Annotated in this window: 16 protein-coding genes; 5 read left to right on the plus strand and 11 right to left on the minus strand. The window is 50.5% G+C overall.

The window, feature by feature from the left end; translation table 11 throughout:
• Nucleotides 1-259: 259 nt before the first annotated feature.
• The 6 genes from KDW_RS22500 to KDW_RS22525 all read right to left on the minus strand — a co-directional run bounded on the left by KDW_RS22500 (nucleotide 260) and on the right by KDW_RS22525 (nucleotide 5,298).
• On the minus strand, nucleotides 260-904 hold the full coding sequence (locus tag KDW_RS22500) for a hypothetical protein (protein ID WP_151758179.1): 645 nt from the start codon (nucleotides 902-904) through the stop codon (nucleotides 260-262).
• A 414-nt stretch (nucleotides 905-1,318) separates the two neighbouring features.
• Nucleotides 1,319-2,137, minus strand: coding sequence for a carbohydrate ABC transporter permease (locus KDW_RS22505; RefSeq protein WP_151758180.1), 819 nt, complete (start codon nucleotides 2,135-2,137; stop codon nucleotides 1,319-1,321).
• A 19-nt stretch (nucleotides 2,138-2,156) separates the two neighbouring features.
• Nucleotides 2,157-2,990 carry a carbohydrate ABC transporter permease gene (locus tag KDW_RS22510; RefSeq protein WP_151758181.1) on the minus strand — a complete coding sequence of 278 codons (834 nt, stop codon included), beginning with the start codon at nucleotides 2,988-2,990 and terminating at the stop codon, nucleotides 2,157-2,159.
• Between the two features lie 221 nt (nucleotides 2,991-3,211).
• Entirely contained in the window at nucleotides 3,212-4,585 is a 1,374-nt protein-coding gene (locus KDW_RS22515) for an extracellular solute-binding protein (protein ID WP_162005516.1), read from the minus strand.
• Between the two features lie 150 nt (nucleotides 4,586-4,735).
• Nucleotides 4,736-4,960, minus strand: coding sequence for a hypothetical protein (locus KDW_RS22520; protein WP_151758183.1), 225 nt, complete (start codon nucleotides 4,958-4,960; stop codon nucleotides 4,736-4,738).
• Nucleotides 4,957-5,298, minus strand: a complete 342-nt coding sequence (locus KDW_RS22525; RefSeq protein ID WP_151758184.1) for a hypothetical protein — start codon at nucleotides 5,296-5,298, stop codon at nucleotides 4,957-4,959. Before KDW_RS22525 ends, KDW_RS22520 begins: the two co-directional genes overlap by 4 nt.
• Before the next feature lie 306 nt (nucleotides 5,299-5,604).
• Between KDW_RS22525 and KDW_RS22530 the strand changes: the two genes are divergently transcribed.
• Entirely contained in the window at nucleotides 5,605-6,909 is a 1,305-nt protein-coding gene (locus KDW_RS22530) for a GntR family transcriptional regulator (RefSeq protein WP_162005517.1), read from the plus strand.
• Here KDW_RS22530 and KDW_RS22535 read toward each other — a convergent pair.
• The 3 genes from KDW_RS22535 to KDW_RS22545 all read right to left on the minus strand — a co-directional run bounded on the left by KDW_RS22535 (nucleotide 6,906) and on the right by KDW_RS22545 (nucleotide 9,518).
• Nucleotides 6,906-7,691, minus strand: a complete 786-nt coding sequence (locus KDW_RS22535; RefSeq protein ID WP_151758186.1) for an aminoglycoside adenylyltransferase domain-containing protein — start codon at nucleotides 7,689-7,691, stop codon at nucleotides 6,906-6,908. The genes KDW_RS22530 and KDW_RS22535 overlap by 4 nt on opposite strands.
• A gap of 79 nt (nucleotides 7,692-7,770) precedes the next feature.
• Complete coding sequence (locus KDW_RS22540; RefSeq protein WP_151758187.1) at nucleotides 7,771-8,010, minus strand: hypothetical protein; 240 nt, start codon at nucleotides 8,008-8,010, stop codon at nucleotides 7,771-7,773.
• A 248-nt stretch (nucleotides 8,011-8,258) separates the two neighbouring features.
• A complete protein-coding gene (locus KDW_RS22545; RefSeq protein WP_162005518.1) occupies nucleotides 8,259-9,518 on the minus strand; it encodes a zinc ribbon domain-containing protein in 1,260 nt (419 codons plus the stop codon).
• A 297-nt stretch (nucleotides 9,519-9,815) separates the two neighbouring features.
• Between KDW_RS22545 and KDW_RS22550 the strand changes: the two genes are divergently transcribed.
• The gene (locus tag KDW_RS22550) at nucleotides 9,816-10,139 is read left to right on the plus strand and encodes a hypothetical protein (protein WP_151758189.1); all 324 of its coding nucleotides are present in this window, start codon (nucleotides 9,816-9,818) and stop codon (nucleotides 10,137-10,139) included.
• A 479-nt stretch (nucleotides 10,140-10,618) separates the two neighbouring features.
• Nucleotides 10,619-11,662: a zinc-dependent alcohol dehydrogenase family protein gene (locus KDW_RS22555; protein ID WP_151758190.1), complete on the plus strand. Its 1,044-nt coding sequence runs from the start codon at nucleotides 10,619-10,621 to the stop codon at nucleotides 11,660-11,662.
• A gap of 111 nt (nucleotides 11,663-11,773) precedes the next feature.
• Here KDW_RS22555 and KDW_RS22560 read toward each other — a convergent pair whose 3' ends face one another.
• On the minus strand, nucleotides 11,774-12,520 hold the full coding sequence (locus KDW_RS22560; protein ID WP_162005519.1) for a class I SAM-dependent methyltransferase: 747 nt from the start codon (nucleotides 12,518-12,520) through the stop codon (nucleotides 11,774-11,776).
• A gap of 440 nt (nucleotides 12,521-12,960) precedes the next feature.
• Between KDW_RS22560 and KDW_RS22565 the strand changes: the two genes are divergently transcribed.
• Both KDW_RS22565 and KDW_RS22570 read left to right on the plus strand, forming a co-directional pair.
• A complete protein-coding gene (locus KDW_RS22565; protein WP_151758192.1) occupies nucleotides 12,961-14,970 on the plus strand; it encodes a hydantoinase/oxoprolinase family protein in 2,010 nt (669 codons plus the stop codon).
• A 4-nt stretch (nucleotides 14,971-14,974) separates the two neighbouring features.
• Nucleotides 14,975-16,582 carry a hydantoinase B/oxoprolinase family protein gene (locus KDW_RS22570; RefSeq protein WP_151758193.1) on the plus strand — a complete coding sequence of 536 codons (1,608 nt, stop codon included), beginning with the start codon at nucleotides 14,975-14,977 and terminating at the stop codon, nucleotides 16,580-16,582.
• Between the two features lie 80 nt (nucleotides 16,583-16,662).
• Here the strand turns inward: KDW_RS22570 and KDW_RS22575 are convergent, their stop codons facing one another.
• Complete coding sequence (locus KDW_RS22575) at nucleotides 16,663-17,271, minus strand: histidine phosphatase family protein (RefSeq protein ID WP_151758194.1); 609 nt, start codon at nucleotides 17,269-17,271, stop codon at nucleotides 16,663-16,665.
• Nucleotides 17,272-17,304 lie beyond the last annotated feature (33 nt).

The raw sequence follows: 17,304 nt of genomic DNA on the forward strand, positions 1-17,304 counted from the left end.
ATCTTTCATTATAAAAACTAATCGATAAGGATTCTGTAAATAAATAGGCTATGCACTTATATTGTTTTTTACAGATCGATTGATTGATTTAAATGAATTTGATGTATCTTTCCCATTTATTGGTACGATTTTCTTGCTGAGAAGTCACATGAATAAGAAATCTGGCTGTTGATATTAATCTAAGCCAGATTTCTTTGTAGTTGTATGAGTCATTTAGTCCGCATTCTCCAGTCAAATTATCAGGGTGTATTTCATTGGCTTAATTGCTGACAACGTGAAAGGTACCTTTTTCATTTTTCAGGAGTATTTGTGCGTTTTGAATATGTATCAGCATGTCTGGATGATGGGTATGGTTCGGATCGACGAATTCAATGGTTACGGGAACGTTGCCTGCATCTGCACCTGATAGTTGTGTGACCTGGAAGCGTTGGACTTTTGTCTGGTCGCCGCCGGGCAGTTCAATGACTTGAATGGTGCCATTGAGATTGACGGCGATAAAATGGCTGGGGATGGTCGCTACACTTTCATGGCCCACAAAGGCGTCCGTCTGAAACGTGCGTGGATGGCCATATTGCCAGTCTTCATACAGACCGGAGGCGCGTTGGGCTAGAAACTGCCAGCAAAACACCAGTACCAGCATTACTACCATGCCGAGTCCCAGTGAGACCAGCCAGTGCCTTTTGCGTCGTAGTTGTCCAGGCTGCTGTGCCTTATGTGTCTCTGTTATCGGGGGGGGATTGCCTTTCGTACGCCCGGGCTGTAATCTCGTTGTGCGCTCGGGTTGAGCTCCAGTTGTGCGTTTTGGTGGTAGCTGCCGTGAGGCCCGAGGAATGTGCGGCATCTGCATTGCAGCCAGGACAGCTTTAAGTGAACGCTGTCCTGCAGGTACAAAACTTGCTGACATTGAGCATCCTCCTGAAATCAACGCTGCTTGATTGGCAATAATGAATGTACTGTGACGTGACTAAGGAGGATTTATCCACAGCTATACTACAAAATGTCTTTACACTGAGAACAGGAGAGCGGTGAACTGTGTTTTTGCTGAAGCACACAGCATAACTGCTATATAGTCATGCATTATATCTATTGCTTGTGTTGTAAAGATAAGTATAGCAGAGAAAACATGATCTGGCTAGTATTTAGGGCAGTTGAGCGGTAATAAATTGTAAGAGTATACCTGAAGTTCACACCTCTCTGGATCAGAGGCTTCAACCACACTCTGGCACTAAAGTGCCCATGTTTCTTTTCTGTTGTCATGATGGATAATACGCTATTGACGTATTATCCATCATGACAACAGAAAGTTTTTTGCTACTTATTACCCTTTGAGGCCACCACTAATTCCTTTGACGAAGAAGCGGGAGACGAGGGTATAGAGCGCTACGGCGGGTAGGGCATAGAGCATGGCGTAGGCTGCCAGTTGTCCATAATTGACCTGGCCGTAACTACCAAAGAAGGTATAGATGTTGACCGAGGCCGGCTCCAGTTCCTGGCTTTGCAGGAGGATCAGGGGTACAAAGAAGTTGGTCCAGGCACCGAGGAAGCTCCAGACGGCGACGACGGAGATGCCAGGGGCACAGATCGGGAGCACGACGCGTATCAGCGCGGTAAAGGTTGAGGCACCATCAATCCAGGCGGCTTCCTCAAGCTCGTAGGGCACTGAATCCAGAAAGTTCTTCATGAGCCAGATGCTGAAGGGGAGTCCACTGGCGACGAAAAAGAGGATGACGCCCTGCAGGGTATCAACCAGATTAAGGCTGACATACATAGCATAGAGCGGGGTGACCAGGGCCAGGATCGGCAAGGCACTGGCAAACAAGACGCCCAGCATCAAGGCATTCTTGAAGCGAAACTGGAAGCGCGAGAGTGGATAGGCGGCCAGTCCCGATAGGATGACGACCAGTAGCATGGTGCTGATTGCCATAATTGCACTATTAGTAAAAGGTGGAATGACGACCCCATTTGTCAGGATGGTCGTATAGTTAGCCAGGCTGGGATGATCCGGCCATTTCACTGCCAGTGTGGCTGAAGGATTGATACTTGCCAGGACTGGCCAGAGTAGCGGCACCAGGAAGAAGAGTCCCAGCACAGTCAGAAAGATATACATCAGTGTAGAAATAAGCGCTCGACGAACCATACTATAACCTCACCTGTCACTATAAATCGACGCGCAAAATGCGTGTATAAATCAAGGACAAGATTGCGCCTGCTGCGATGATCAGGAGTGCAATGGCGCTACCGTAGCCAATCTGATAGAACTGGAAGGCCTGACGGTATTGATAGATCGTCATCAATTCTGTGTTGACATTGCTCCCAGCCGTTAAGACATACACCAGAGTAAAGTCGGAAAGGGTGGCCAGCGTAATCAGGAGCAGATCAGTCCCGATGGCTCCTCTGATCAGTGGCAGGATAATATAGCGTAAGCTGGCCCAGATATTTGCACCATCAATCGAGGAAGCTTCCAGTAGTTCTTGTGGAATACTTTCCAGTGCTGAGGCATACAGCAACATCGAAAAAGCCGTACCGCGCCAGATGTTGGCGATTACAACCATGGTCATCGGCGCTTCCTGCAGCCAGGCATGCCTGGGAAGACCAAATGTGGAAAAGATCGTATTCAGCAGTCCAGGATCCAGCACACTCTGTGGACCCCCGGCCAGGAAGGCGCTCCAGACAAAGCCTGCCACAACATCAGGAATCACCCAGGCCGCCACAATAATCGCGCCCAGAATCGATTTAAAAACTATATTGCGGCGCCGCATTAATAATGCCAGCAATAGGCCCAGTCCTGCCTGTCCGATCAAAGCTGAAAACACCAGATATGTCAGCGAGACACGCAATGAATTCAGGAACTCGCCATCGCGAAAGATGTGAACGAAATTGTCAAACCCAACAAACTGCGGAGTGTCAGCTCCCACCCCGGTTAATGCCATATTGGTAAACGAAACATAGATCGACCAGATGGCAGGACCCAGCATAAAAACTGCAATCACCAAAAAATGCTGGCGCCATAAATAGTAGACTGATGCGCAACTGTTTATTGCGCTTTCTCTTCACCGTACGCGTCGATAGCTCCACGGCCTGCGTACGTGTCTGGGTATCCACCTGCATGCACCTTCTCCTGCGCGAAACTTAAAGCTTTGAACTATGGGGAAACGATGAGCCATGATCAGCATGGCCCATCGTTTCTCCCTTCAAGAATTCAGGATTACCGTCACGGATGCTTCTCTGTTTTGTCCGAGCCGGCAATCGATTCCACCGATTGTGAGAAGGCCGACATCGCATCATCCGCCGATTTGCCATTCATGACCTGCTGCATCGCCGAGTCAATCTGGACAGAAATCTTTGGATACGCTGGAAAACCGGGCCGGAACTGGGTGAAGTCCACCAGCTGGGTGAAGAATGGGAAATTCGGCAGCGCGCTGTATTCAGGCAGGCTGACGATATCTTTACGTGGAGCGATACCGTTGGTCTGAATATCATATTTGCCTAGCAGATCTTTCGCGAAGGCGTTTTTGATCACCTCAAATGCCTGATCCTTGTGGGGAGAGCGGGCAGCGATCGAGTAGGCCCAACCACCGGAAAGGGTGACATACTTGGGATCCTCACCATTCTGGGTTGGCATCTTTGCCAGTCCCATGGTGTCCTTCCACTGTGGCCATGGTGTTGAGCCATTCGGCTCCCAGGTGCCGCCCATCCATGAACCATCGATATCAATGGCCAGTTTACCCTGTGGTATGAGCTGCTGAGAGACTGTATTACCAGCGGTCGTGCTCAGCGCGATATCGTTGGTTGGTCCAAGGAGTGCGGATGGATTATAGACCTCTTTGACAAAATTCAAGGCATCCTTGAAGCCTTTGCTGGAAGAGACCCATTTGCTATTCTGATAATTGTAGAGGGTGTCTTTGGTTCCGTAGAGCAGCATCTCGAAGCCCTGCATCGTCGAAGCCTCGTCCATCGGGACACCAGAATACAGGTTCATCGGGATAACGCCTGGCACCTTGTTCTTGATGGTGTGAGCGGCACTCAAGATCTCGGCCCAGGACTTAGGTTGCCAATCGGTGGGCAGGCCAGCTTTTTTGAAGATATCCTTGTTGAACCAGATCGCGCGCACGTCTGTGCCATCCATGACACCATAGTTTTTGCTATTAAACGTGGTGATCTTCTGCATGCTATCAAACCACTGCGCCTTATAATCCGGCCATTTGTCCAGATAGGAGTCCATAGGTGCCAGGTAGCCGGCTGTGACGTCCGAACCAACCAGGAAACTGTCCTCACGCACCACATCAGGTGGATTATTTGAGCGCAGCATCAGATCGAGTTTAGTATAATAGCTGCCTTCGTCGGCAATAATCGGCATCAATTTAACTTTAATATTGGGGTTGGCAGCTTCGATCTTGGTTTTGGCGCTCTTCCACCACTCTTCTTCGTGGTAGGGCGGGGGGCCAAATTGCTGATAGGCGACCGTGATGGTCACGGGTCCTTTGCCATTCGTGGAGGTATCGCCGCAGGCCTGGAGTAGAGGTACCAGGCAGAAGAGCAGGGCGATAAATGAAAATAAGCGTGTGGATCGCGTTGGTTTTTTCACGAGGCACTCCTTTGCTTCGGGATAAATGATCAAGTACGACAATGTTCCTGATAAGTACGCGAATAAATGCATGGAGACGCACCGCCGCAAATTCTAGCAGTGCTGAATAGCTATGTGTGTGAGGATGGCGGCTCCTTTCGTGTTGACAACTTAACTTTCGACGATGATCAAGATATCAAATTGACCATCAGTGAGAGCGACAGGCTGTCGCGATCTATTCAGATGTCCGGCAGGGAGTGACGGACAGGAAAAATTTCCACGCATATGATCGACACCAGGAGTGGTGGTTGGCTCGTCCGATTGGATGATCAGCGAGCAGGAGAGGGTCGCAAGCAGTGAGAGATCCCAGTACTGGTTGCCTGCAGTAATTCTCACATCCCCCCATTCGATCGATTGGTGAGCGTATAGCTTCCGGGTCCGCTATAGCCATAGAAGACAATGATTAAAGAGCGTGTTGTATCCACAATATTGATTGTGAACTCTTTATGTCCATGGCGCAGTTTAGAAATAGTCGCCGTCGACTGTAACTGATAATGTTGCTGTAGCGCCCCCGTCAGAGAAAAGTCTGTCATGGATGCCTGGTTATGCCTTACTGCCATCGCGGTCGGTGAAATTGGATGGCTCGCTGCCTGACTATCCATACTCTGTGAGCAGGACGTGAGCAGAAGTGTAAGTAAGATCAGACCAAAGCAGAGATAGCATCTTTTCAGCATCCGGGCTGCTCCATTCAATAGACATCGCTGTCGATTGATATACATTAGCTTATAGATGAGATAGTACACTAGTGTATATCGATATGTCAAGGATAAAAAGGAGCAAATTCTGATACATTACTTAATCATAGCATGAAGCATGCTTTCTCCAGCTTAAAAGCCTGCCCCTCATCAGCACATACCCCTGGTAATCACATAGCTGATCGGTAATATCTCTATATTGACTCTTCTACACACTATAGTATATACTCTGAACAATAGCAGTAAGGAAGAGCTAGATTTTCATTATTGGCAAGGAAAAACTCTTTGAGTACAGCGCAAGATCAAGAGCCACTACTACCCTTGTATCGCCGAATTGCTCAAAGTATCCAGCAGGATATCGTGCAACGGAAGCTTGTTGCGCATACCAAAATATCCTCTGAAGTAGAGCTGGCCAGGCAGTTTGGCGTCAGTCATGGGACCATCACCAAGGCGTTAGAGTCGCTTGTCCATGCAGGCGTGCTGTATCGCCAGCGACCGAGGGGCACCTTTGTGGCTGAGGCCTCTGAAGCATACACTCCAACCTCTGTCAGTAGCCAACCTGACATTGATAAAAAAGAACCTGAGTCGCCAGCCCCGGCATTTTACATGCCCAGACATACCTCGTTTGTGGGTATCGTCATCCCCCATCTCGGTACAGATTTTCTGGATGGTATCGTCCTGGGTGTAGAATCCATGACACGCTCCTTTGGCTATGGTCTGAGTTTTGCTTATTCAGAGGACGATGGAGGATTGGAACGCTATCAGATCGAGCAATTTTTGCGCCAGGGTGTGGCTGGTATGATTATTTATCCATGTGATCATTATGTGCAGAAACGTGATGGACGCTATGTGTCAGTGCCCCCGGATCAAGAGCGGATCGCCCTGCTGCGCAGTATCCAGCAACAGGGCATTCCCTTCGTGCTGCAGGATCGTTATGTTCCTGAGATCGAGTCCAGTTATGTGATCTCAGACGATTTTACCGCTGGCTATGCCGCAACTCAACACTTAATCAAGCTGGGACATCAAAGAATTGGCTTTGTGATGATTGATTATTTGTTGACCAGCAGTGGAGAGCGCTACGAGGGCTATCTTCAATGTTTGCGGGACCACCACTTGCCTGTAGATGAAGCGCTGATGATATCCACATTGAAGCACGCCTATCCATCTGTGTATAATCAATATGCCATGGTCGAGCCATGTTGTCCGGCTGACATACAGCGCCTGCTAACCTATCTGCAGCAGCCTGAGCGGCCGACTGCCGTGGTAACGATGAATGATTATCTGGCTGTGCAGGTATTGTATGCCGCCGAGCAACTTGCTATACGTATTCCTGAGGATCTGGCGCTGGTATGTAGCGGTGGCAGTAGTCGGATTGGTGGCATGTTGCGTGTTCCCCTGACAACAATCGTGCAACCTGTCAACGAAGTTGGTCAGCAGAGTGCCTATATCTTGCACAACCTGATCTCACGGCGCTTCACCACTCAGCGGCAAATCAAACTTCCCATCAGCCTGCTCATCCGAAAAAGCTGTGGAGCGACCACGACCACAACATCGATCGCCAAAACCTTGCCATATTCCCTGGACCATTAAGCTGCCTGGATGGTCTCCTGGAGCAGTCTGGTAAAGCTATCGAGCGTGCTGCGACCAACCGGGCGTCCCAGGCGTTCTCCCTGATAGAGGGCCTGGACCTGCTGGATCAAGCCACGATATTCTTCAGGGAGCTGGGTGAGTCCCCAGATGGCTGCGTCGCGTTTAGAGAGTTGGCTACCACTGCGCAGATAGGCCAGTGCGCGGCAGCCGTTCAAGACAAAGGCGATGGGGTCGCGCAGGCTATTCTGCAGCGCAACGTGCATTTCCTGTATCAAGGCGGTCCGGTAGGTGCTGGCGGTTGGTTGTGGAATGGCCTCGGCAATCGGTTGCCCATAGAGGCAGATGCCATAGTCATGCAGGGCTTGAAATATGAGAACCTGTTGTGAAGTGCTGAGACTGGCGGAGCTATCCAGGAGCTGCCAGTTGTTGCTGCGCCGGGCCAGCTGATACTCCTCGCGGACTTTTTCATGATAGTGAAGATCAATCGGCCATGGTGCCTGCGTGTCCTGTTTAATGGCAAAGATACAATCAAGCGGTGCTGGCACACGTGACATACGCAGGAGCAACTCGACCAGCTTGTGTCTGACATCATCCTCCAGTTGATGGGCCGTCACAATCAGTAGATTGATATTGCTGCGCTCAGGATTAAAGCCACCGGCGGCCAATGAGCCATGCAGATAGATGCCGAGCAGATTATCGCCCAGCAGGCGTGGAAATTCGGTCAGAAGCGTATTCACTTCAGCTTTTATAACTTTGGAACAATTTGTCCAATTATAATCCATTTTCTCTCCCTGGTTATTCTTCTATTAATCTCCTCATTGTATGTGATGAAGTGAACCAGGGCAAGTCTCATGTCTGGCCTCAGTCAGTGGAAACGAGCGCTTGCCTGGATGCCTGAGCAGGCGTCTCCTCCAGGTCTAATGCATAGGTTTTGGCAAAAAAAGTCCCTTTCCAGATGCGTGCACATGCAAGGGTACAGCCAACCTGACGAGCCAGTTCCTGTGGATCGAGCTCGGGATTTTCACGGAGGAGCGCATGCAGGCGTTGTTTGGCGTTCAACCTGGTTGGTTGCCAGCGTGTGGGATACCTGTTTTGTAGCATGTAATATTCTCCTGAAGCGATATTGCCTGTATATTGGCATATTCGCATGAAAATAGCAAGAGGAGAAGCATGGGCATAGCTGCTAACAGATGCATCCATACTAAAGTACAAGCTTTTTGAGGATTTGACTGACGCTTGAGTACAGGGGGACATTGAAAAAGAGCAGGTTCCCAGTGTCCCTGTGGCGGCAGGTACACGGCCGAACTTGCTCGCCGCGTACCTGCACAAGCCATGGTCTCGCCTGGGTTTTAGATTGAGGGACCTGACGATGAATCTGACGAGGATGAGTATAGTGATATATGTGAGATTGCCACTTTAGCATCTGTGCTGGTGTCGGCTCCATTCTGGAACATCAGATTAACCGCACCTGTGGTATAGGGAGGTGTAGAGGTGTTATCATCGCAGCTTGTTACCTGAGCATCATTGACATACAAGGTCATGGTGTTGCCTTTGACGATCAAGCTTACTCTGGTTGGCTGACCCGGGGCGCTTTTTGTGTCTAACAGACCAGAAGCCAGACTAATGGTCGCACTTGTCACATCTGGTGCATGGTTTGCTGGTGGCGCAACCACTTTCTTAATCATATATTGGCCGGTTGTAGCGGAAATCTTCAATTCATAGCTACGCAGACCGTCTGCACCGGGAACATTCTGACGGCGGAATATGATACCAGTGTAGCTTGGATGATCTGTTTGCAAGCTTGTATAGGTCATATCTAGCTGGAAGTCACCCAGCTGTTCAGCGCCAGGGACATGTTCCAGAAAGGTTTTACCGTTCATTTCAGACAGGATCAATTGATGTTTTTGGATCTCGGCTCCATAACCGTCGGAATGAAACAGTTCCCATTTATTCGTATTATCCGCAAAATTATCCACCAGGACGGGTTTGCCAGCCGGGGTTGGTAGAGGTGTGGACTGTGCCTGATTGTTTGCAGTGGATGGTGTGGTCAGCTCCAGATGCTTATTCAGTGTAGTGCTTATGATAGCCAGAGCGCCACAGAGTATGACGAGTAGGGCCAGGCTCACGCCGAGCACCACAAAAAGGGTGGTATGCTTCTTTTTTTGAAGCGGAGGGTAACCAACCGGGATTGGCTGGCCATAGTTTTGCGGAGCCATATACGTTTGTGCGCCGCTTTGGGCAGGATTCATGGGAGAATAGGGGGAGCCCATATTCTGGCCAGGACCCATGGGTTGATAGGGCCGGGCTCCGGCAGGATAAAAGACCTGGTTACTGACAGCTTGCCTTTCGCCTCGTAGTGGAGGTGTGACCGGGATACCATCTGCAGCAGGACGCATTTCTGGTCTTTGTTGCCAGGCTTCTTCCTGCGTCATGGTGGACGTGGACACATCTGGCCGTGGCACAAACGCTGAGGCTGCCGACGGTCTGGCAGGCTGAACCATATGTGGTGAGGCTGCTTGAACGGATGGTGTCCCACAGTGGCCACAGAACTTTTGTCCCGGCTGAACCGATGTACCACATTGAGGACAAAGCTGCTCGTTCGTACTCAAATGAAATAACTCCTGCATATTTTCTGAGGGTATTATAAAAGCGTATTTTATAATTCCTTATGGATGGATATAATTCTACTAAAAAGAAATAGAGAACCCATGATGATTGTACCAGAGAAAGCTTAAAATTGGTAGGAAAAGTACTTTTCGTATATATGACAGGCGGCCTTTTTGTGCGTTTTTTCTCCATATATTCTGGCGGAAATAGATATTTTTTCTGGTTTCTGGTATTCTTTGGGCAATCATTTGAATGTTTTCTGTCTAGCTGATTGAGTGTGAAGGAAGGTAAGGATGGCTATGAGTGGACGCAAACCAAGCACAGATGCTGTTCAACAAGATGTTTTACGTAAACTTATGCAAACATTTGAGCGCTTACAGTCTTTGAAGGAGCATCCTGAGGGCGAACAGGCGCAGAAGAAGGTGCTGGACAATGTACTTCTGAATACCTTGATTGCTGTACACGACGTGTTGCCACCAGCGGTTAAGGCGCAGGTCGAACAAATTCTGGCGCTCCAGACCGAACTGAGCAGTCCGTATCTTGGTCGTGCGAATACGATGACGCAACTTCATCAGCGCAATGGACAGCATTCAGATCTTCCCAGTTGGGCGCAACCAGAATAAGGTTGCCAGGGTGTCGATGTGCATTGTCTTATGAGGATTGTTGCCAGCGATAGAGCACGCTGAGGAAGGTAACGGGGAGCATGCCGCTTGCTCCCGCCCTGGCATTTTGAGCCATATTCTGCTTATTTTTATATACATATTCTACCACATATACTACGCTCTTTATGGATATCTTTTGCATCTAGTAAAAAAGTAATTATGTATATTGCCCCATTTATGATTGGCTTATCATTGAGACCGCTCTCGCTGGCTTTTTCTTTAGCGTTGAGAGTCGGGTGAGGTAGGGTGCGCTTCTCTTTACCATTGAGAGAGAGGCGAGTTACATCGTATCTCCTTTTAACGTATAGAGGTTGTTGATTATTCTTAAATGATCTGCTATGTAAGTAGTTTAAAACCCATGGTTGAGCAGGGTTATGCTACATTTATAGAGCTAGCTTGCATAGTGTGTTTTCCTTATATGGATGAAAGGGTAAGTATTCATGCGGGCAACGGTCTATCATGGTAAGTGTGATGTACGAATTGATCAAGTTCCTGATCCTCAAATTAAAGAACCTGGTGATGCGATTGTGCGTGTAACTCATGCCTGTATTTGCGGCTCGGATTTATGGCCTTATCGTGGTATGGATCAATATCAAGAAGGCTGGCGCCTGGGTCATGAGTTTATGGGTATGGTAGAAGAAGTGGGTAAGGATGTGCATACGATCAAGCCAGGCGATCGGGTGATTTCTCCCTTTACCTATTCGGATGGAACCTGTGAATTTTGCCAGAAGGGTTTGTATACCTCTTGCTTGCATGGTAGCATCTGGGGGGGAGCGGCGAACGATGGTGGGCAGGCTGAGGCGGTGCGGGTACCGATGGCAGATGGGACGCTGGTAAAGATTCCTGAGGAAGCATCCAATGACGAGAAACTGCTCAAATCAATCCTTCCACTTACTGATGTGATGGGTACCGGTCATCATGCAGCCGTGTGTGCTGGAGTCACCCAGGGCGGAACAGTTGCCATTATCGGCGATGGAGCGGTAGGCCTGTGTGGAGTTCTAGCTGCGAAGCGGCTGGGTGCTGAACGCATTATTGTACTCGGACATCAGCCGAAACGGCTGGCGATTGCGAAAAGCTTTGGGGCGACGGATATTGTTGAGGAACGTGATGCCGAGGCAATTGCCAGGGTACAGGACCTGACCAAAGGTGGTGCTCATGCGGTGCTGGAGTGCGTCGGAACGAAAGCGGCGATGGATATGGCGATTGATGTTGCTCGTCCTGGTGGTGGGGTTGGTTATGTTGGCGCTCCCCATGGCAGCGAAAACTTGAAATTCTCCCGACTCTTCATGCAAAACATCTCTTTGCGCGGCGGCATCGCGCCAGTGCGAGCATATATACCTGATTTGCTTAAAGATGTTATTGCCGGCAAAATTGATCCATCTCCTGTACTGGATATGACGGTTGATCTGAATGGGGTTCCGTCTGGTTATGCTGCCATGGATAAACGTGAAGCGATTAAAGTTATGGTGCAGCCACAAAAATAAGCGGGTCGGCGCCATGTAAGCCTGGAGAAAAGGCTATGCGATAGATCTATATAATGAGTTGGGTATGCAGTCACAGATGCATGCCCATTATTATATATAGGTGTGAGTGAATTATTTAATCAGAACGACCAGACGCCAGCCGCCAAAGACGCGTACTGCAAAGTCAGGCTTGAAGGCATAGCAGAGCTGGGATGGTAGCCTGACGAGGGCTCGCTTAGCCAGCCGAATAAGTTTATAGAGCGCTTTTGTTGGACTTTTGACTTTGCTCCAGGGTTCAGGATCCAGCGGCTGTAAGCTATAGTAATAATCAAGCACCTCATAGCCAGCATCGCGTAGGATTTCCAATGCAATGTCTTTGGTAAAAAAGTGTAAGTGTCCGGTTGTATGACGATAGTCGATTAACTCGTTCTTAAACACCGATCTGACGGAGATGTCGAGCGGCAGTTGAAGAATTTTGTAGGTGCTCTTGGGATGGACATCGCGTAAAATTTGAAAGCAGTTCTCGAAATGCTCCAATACATCGATGAAAAGGATCAGATCAAAGTGGGGTAGTTCTTTGGCGGCAAAGAAATCGCCGAGATGAAAGTGTAAGCGGCTGTTTTCGCGTGTTTTGGCTATGTCGATAGCCTGTGGAGCGATATCATAGCCATCAAAAGTGCAATCAGACGGTAAACTTTGCTGGATAATCTGCAGGATTCCGCCCGATCCACAGCCTATCTCACAGGTAGTTTTGGGTAACAATGCATTGCGCTGCATCATTTCTAAAATACTCTCAGCCTTCCAGCGAGCAGCATCTTCATGCCAATCGGGGTTCTTCTGTAGATATTCTCCATTTGTATAAAAATCCGCGACAACCATAGCTACATCCTCCTTGTATAGTACGATTAGCATCGGCAATATGGGCAATCGGTATTTTTTTACCCATGTCACCTATTATAATCTATTTAACCATACATTTTTTGTTATGCGCTAAAAAAACATAGGAAATTGGCTCTCCGGCCATTAGGGGGAAAGCAGGGTGCAGGGGCGGCAGACCCTGACGGAGCGCGAGGTGTCCTCGCAACCCTACCCCTCCCCTCTTCCCCCGGAAGGACGGAGAGCCAGGAAATTTAGTCGAGAAATGTGGTCTACTCACTATAGCCTAACATTGATAGATTAATGCTCTATTAAGTTTTTGTTATGCAGATACTTCTCAGGAGATAGATTGCTCGAATATTTTTTTTACTACCTTTCTTGTGTTAAATGCATCTTTTCATGGAAGCTTTTGCGTAAAGATTGCTGCTTGAAGGAGGTTTGTCATGTCATATGTCCTGGTGGGTGTTGATACGGGAGGGACATTTACTGATCTTGTCCTGTTGTATGCTGGCACATTCAAAGTTCATAAAGTACTTTCCACGCCCGAGGACCCATCCCAGGCGATTCTACAAGGGTTGGGTGAGTTAGGTATTTTGCAGACGTTTGATGTGCTGGTGCATGGCTCGACGGTGGCGACGAATGCGGTGCTGGAGCATAAGGGTGTGGCGACAGGATTGATTACGACGGCTGGCTTTCGCGATATTTTAGAGATTGGCCGTCAGGCGCGACCGAAGTTGTACAGCTTGCAGGCACAGAAGGTGGAGCCGCTGGTTCCGCGCGAGTTGCGGGTTGAGGTCATTGAGCGACTGAATGAGCGTGGTGAAGTCCTGCTGGAACTGGATGAGGCTTCGCTGACAGCAGCGCTTGAGCGCCTGCAAAGCGCTGCTGTCGAGGCCGTGGCGATATCATTGCTCTTTAGTTTTACCAATCCTGCCCATGAGCAGCGCGTGGCTGAATTGGCTCAGCAAGCCGGTTTCTATACCTCGGTCTCCTCACAAATTCTGCCAGAATTCCGTGAGTATGAGCGCACCAGTACGACGGTGCTCAATGCCTACATTGGTCCCTTGATTGCGCGCTATCTGGAACGACTGGAGCAGGAACTTCCATCCCATACGACCCTACGTATCATGCAATCCAATGGTGGCTCTATTTCCAGTGGGACCGCGCGTAGCGAAGCGGCTCGCACACTTCTCTCAGGACCTGCGGCTGGCGTGGTTGGTGCGGTCTATGTGGCGCAGGCATCCGGTTTTGAGCAGGCAATCTCTTTTGATATCGGTGGTACTTCGACCGATGTGGCCCTGATCAATGGTGCGGCTACTGAGACGACTGATGGCATGGTTGGTGGCTATCCGAGCAAACTACCCATGATAGATATCCATACCGTAGGCGCGGGTGGTGGGAGTATCGCCTGGTTTGATACCGGAGGAGCCCTGCGCGTTGGGCCCAGATCAGCGGGTGCCAGCCCCGGTCCAGCGGCCTATGGACTTGGTGGACATGAAGCCACCGTCACCGATGCGAATGTTGTGCTTGGTCGTCTGATTCCAGAAGCCTTTCTGGGTGGTGCCATGACTCTGGATCTACAGGCGGCGCACCTGGCTGTTCAGTTGATTGCGACACGCCTGCAGACCACGCCGGAAGAGGCGGCACTGGGGATTATCCGTGTGGTCAATGCCAATATGGAGGGCGCGATTCGCGTGATTTCGGTCGAGCGTGGTTGTGATCCGCGTAGCTTTACGCTCGTTGCCTTTGGTGGTGCCGGACCCCTCCATGCCTGTGAACTGGCGGCCGCCCTGCGTATTCCACGTGTGCTGGTCCCCACAGTGCCAGGCGTGCTGTCAGCTCTGGGTACGCTGGTAGCGGATACGCTCAAAGATTATGTGCGGACCGTCATGCTCACAAGCGAGCAGGCTCAGGAAGTAGTAACTACCGTGTTGCAGGATCTGGAGCAGCAAGGTCGGCAGGACCTGCAAGCTGAGGGCATTGCTGCTGAGGATGTACGCATCGAGCGTTATCTGGATCTCCGCTATGTGGGCCAATCCTATGAATTGCGTATCCCGTTTGTACAAAAGATTGAGCAGGCAGTCAGGGATTTTCATGCGGCCCATGAGCAGCGTTTTGGCTATAATGATCCTGCTGAGCGTGTACAGGTGGTGAATGTACGCTTAAAAGCGCGTGGTCTGACCCATAAGCCTGAGCCGCAGCACCAGCAGGCAAGTACTGATCAACGCTTGATCCCATTAAGCCAGCGTCAGGTGGTCTTCGCAGGATCCACAGGAGCGGTGGCGACATATGAGACGCCTGTCTATGAGCGTGCTAACCTGGTTGCAGAGACTACGCTGGCGGGTCCGGCGATTATTGTGCAGTATGATACCACAACTGTGTTGCCACCTGACTGGCAGGGATACGTTGATCAGGTTGGCAATCTGATCCTTGAGCGCAGAGAGGAGCAATAACGCTATGAGCGAGACGACACATGTGACGCCGATCAGCCTGGAGATCTTGCGCAGTGCCCTGACGGCACTGGCTGAAGAAATAGGCACGGTCTTGATGCTGAGTAGTTATTCTCCCAATATCAAAGAGCGACGCGACTTTTCCTGTGCGCTCTTTGATATCCAGGGTCGCTTGATTGCCCAGGCTGCGCATATTCCGGTCCATCTGGGTGCAATGCCGGACTCGGTGGCGGCCGCGCTGGCCAGCTTTGATAGCTTTGCGCCTGGTGATCTGATCGCGCTCAATGATCCTTTTCTGGGCGGCTCGCACCTGCCAGATATTACGTTGATCTCGCCGATCTTTGTCGAGCTAGCAGGTGATGAGCGCCTGATTGGTTTCGCGGCCAATCGCGCTCACCACTCGGATGTTGGTGGGATGTCGCCGGGCTCGATGCCGCTGGCCAGCGAGATCTACCAGGAAGGGCTGATTATTCCGCCGATCAAGTTGTGGGATGCTGGTCAACTCAACCAGCCGTTACTGGCCCTGCTGCTGCGCAATGTGCGTACCCCTGAGGAGCGGCGTGGCGATCTCACAGCCCAGGTGGCGGCGAACCGGACGGCGATCCGCCGCATGCAGGAGCTGGTTGAGCGCTGGAGCTTGCCGATCCTGGAGGAACATGTCGAGGCGCTGATCGCCTATGCCCAACGTATCACGCGCGCCAGTATTGAGAAGATTCCAGATGGCACGTACTCCTTTGAGGATTACCTGGATGACGATGGGATGAGCGCTGAGGCCGTCAAAATCGCCGTTCGGGTGACGGTGTATGAAAGTGACCTGACGGTGGATTTCTCGGGCAGTAGTCCTCAGGTCCGTGGTAATATCAACACCGTGGCGGCAATTGCTCGTTCGGCGGCTTACTATGCGGTGCGCTGCCTGCTACCAGAGGATGCGCCGATGAACCATGGTACTTTTGCGCCGGTGACGGTGATCGCACCAGAGGGAACAGTGGTCAATGCGCGTCCGCCCGCCGGGGTCGCGCAGGGCAATGTCGAGACCTCCCAGCGTATTACCGATACCATCTTTGGAGCCCTGGCTCAGGCGCTCCCGGAGCTTATTGCGGCCGCCGGACAGGGAACCATGAACAACCTGACTGCCGGTGGCATCGATCCCCGCAGTCAGCAACCCTTTGCCTACTATGAAACCATGGGTGGTGGTATGGGGGCTGGTCCCGAGTGCGATGGGATGTCCGGGGTACATGTGCACATGAGCAACACCCTCAACACACCCGTTGAAGCGTTCGAGTACGCGTATCCCATGCGCATCACCCGTTATCAACTGCGCGACGATTCTGGTGGTCACGGTCTGCACCGTGGAGGCGATGGCTTGATCCGTGAAATTAGCTTTGAAGTCCCGACCGACGTAACCCTGCTCAGCGAGCGCCGCCGCTTCGTACCCTATGGACTCCAGGGAGGAGAGCCAGGCCAGCGTGGCGAGAATCGCTTGATCCATGATGGGCAGGAAAGCAGCCTGCCCGGAAAAATCCACTTCCGAGCCGCACCTGGTGATCGACTCTCCATCGCCTCACCCGGCGGAGGTGGCTGGGGCAAACCAGCAACGTTGATAGATAAAGATTGAACGTATATAAAAACAAGCCCACTAATGCGTTTTGGATTAGCGAGCTTGTTTTTATATAAAGGATTGTAAGGTGTGCTTAATTATAAGTGTTGATAATCGTTATAGCGTTCTAATGCCCATTTGGATGCATGTTCTGCTTTATGCCAGTGGGTAATTGAAGTATTTCGAGCGGCAATTGACACAGGTGAGAGTGTTGCTGTGTTCAGCCCGAAGAAATAGGTGAATGCTGCTCCAACAATGCCCCCATGACTGATCAGGACCACTGTCTTACCAGCGTGCTCCTCAATAATACGTTTTAGAGCGGATTGAACACGTAGCGAGAACTCCTGGCCGGTTTCGTAACCATCCTGCCAGCGATAAAAAGGTTTTTGTTCATCCGGAACCTGCTTCCAGCGCGCCGTGAACTCCTCGGGTGTCATACTACCATCCTCGCAGCGCCACTCCTCAAAATCCTGGTCCAGCACAATTGGCTGTCCCAGTACCGGAGCCAGGATCCTGGCGGATTCCTGTGCGCGCTGCAATGGACTACTAATCAACACATCAACCTTTATCTCACCTGTCCTCGCCAACCGATCACGTAAGCGTTCCGTTTGTCTGATACCATCCTCTGAAAGACCCAGATCCTGATACTTACCGTCCTTCAAAGCCTCAATGTTATCGCCATGGCGAATCAAATAGATATGTGTCAAATCTCTGCCTCCTTACCTTATTGTATCTTACAC

Origin of the sequence: Dictyobacter vulcani, assembly GCF_008974265.1 — a bacterium.
Classification (GTDB): domain Bacteria; phylum Chloroflexota; class Ktedonobacteria; order Ktedonobacterales; family Ktedonobacteraceae; genus Dictyobacter; species Dictyobacter vulcani.

Coding starts and splice junctions, on each gene's coding strand:
- KDW_RS22505 (WP_151758180.1), bottom strand. CDS start 2,137: ATGGTTCGTCGAGCGCTTATTTCTACACTGATGTATATCTTTCTGACT.
- KDW_RS22525 (WP_151758184.1), bottom strand. CDS start 5,298: ATGCTGAAAAGATGCTATCTCTGCTTTGGTCTGATCTTACTTACACTT.
- KDW_RS22500 (WP_151758179.1), bottom strand. CDS start 904: ATGTCAGCAAGTTTTGTACCTGCAGGACAGCGTTCACTTAAAGCTGTC.
- KDW_RS22560 (WP_162005519.1), bottom strand. CDS start 12,520: ATGGTTGTCGCGGATTTTTATACAAATGGAGAATATCTACAGAAGAAC.
- KDW_RS22565 (WP_151758192.1), top strand. CDS start 12,961: ATGTCATATGTCCTGGTGGGTGTTGATACGGGAGGGACATTTACTGAT.
- KDW_RS22570 (WP_151758193.1), top strand. CDS start 14,975: ATGAGCGAGACGACACATGTGACGCCGATCAGCCTGGAGATCTTGCGC.
- KDW_RS22550 (WP_151758189.1), top strand. CDS start 9,816: ATGAGTGGACGCAAACCAAGCACAGATGCTGTTCAACAAGATGTTTTA.
- KDW_RS22535 (WP_151758186.1), bottom strand. CDS start 7,691: ATGGATTATAATTGGACAAATTGTTCCAAAGTTATAAAAGCTGAAGTG.
- KDW_RS22540 (WP_151758187.1), bottom strand. CDS start 8,010: ATGCTACAAAACAGGTATCCCACACGCTGGCAACCAACCAGGTTGAAC.
- KDW_RS22555 (WP_151758190.1), top strand. CDS start 10,619: ATGCGGGCAACGGTCTATCATGGTAAGTGTGATGTACGAATTGATCAA.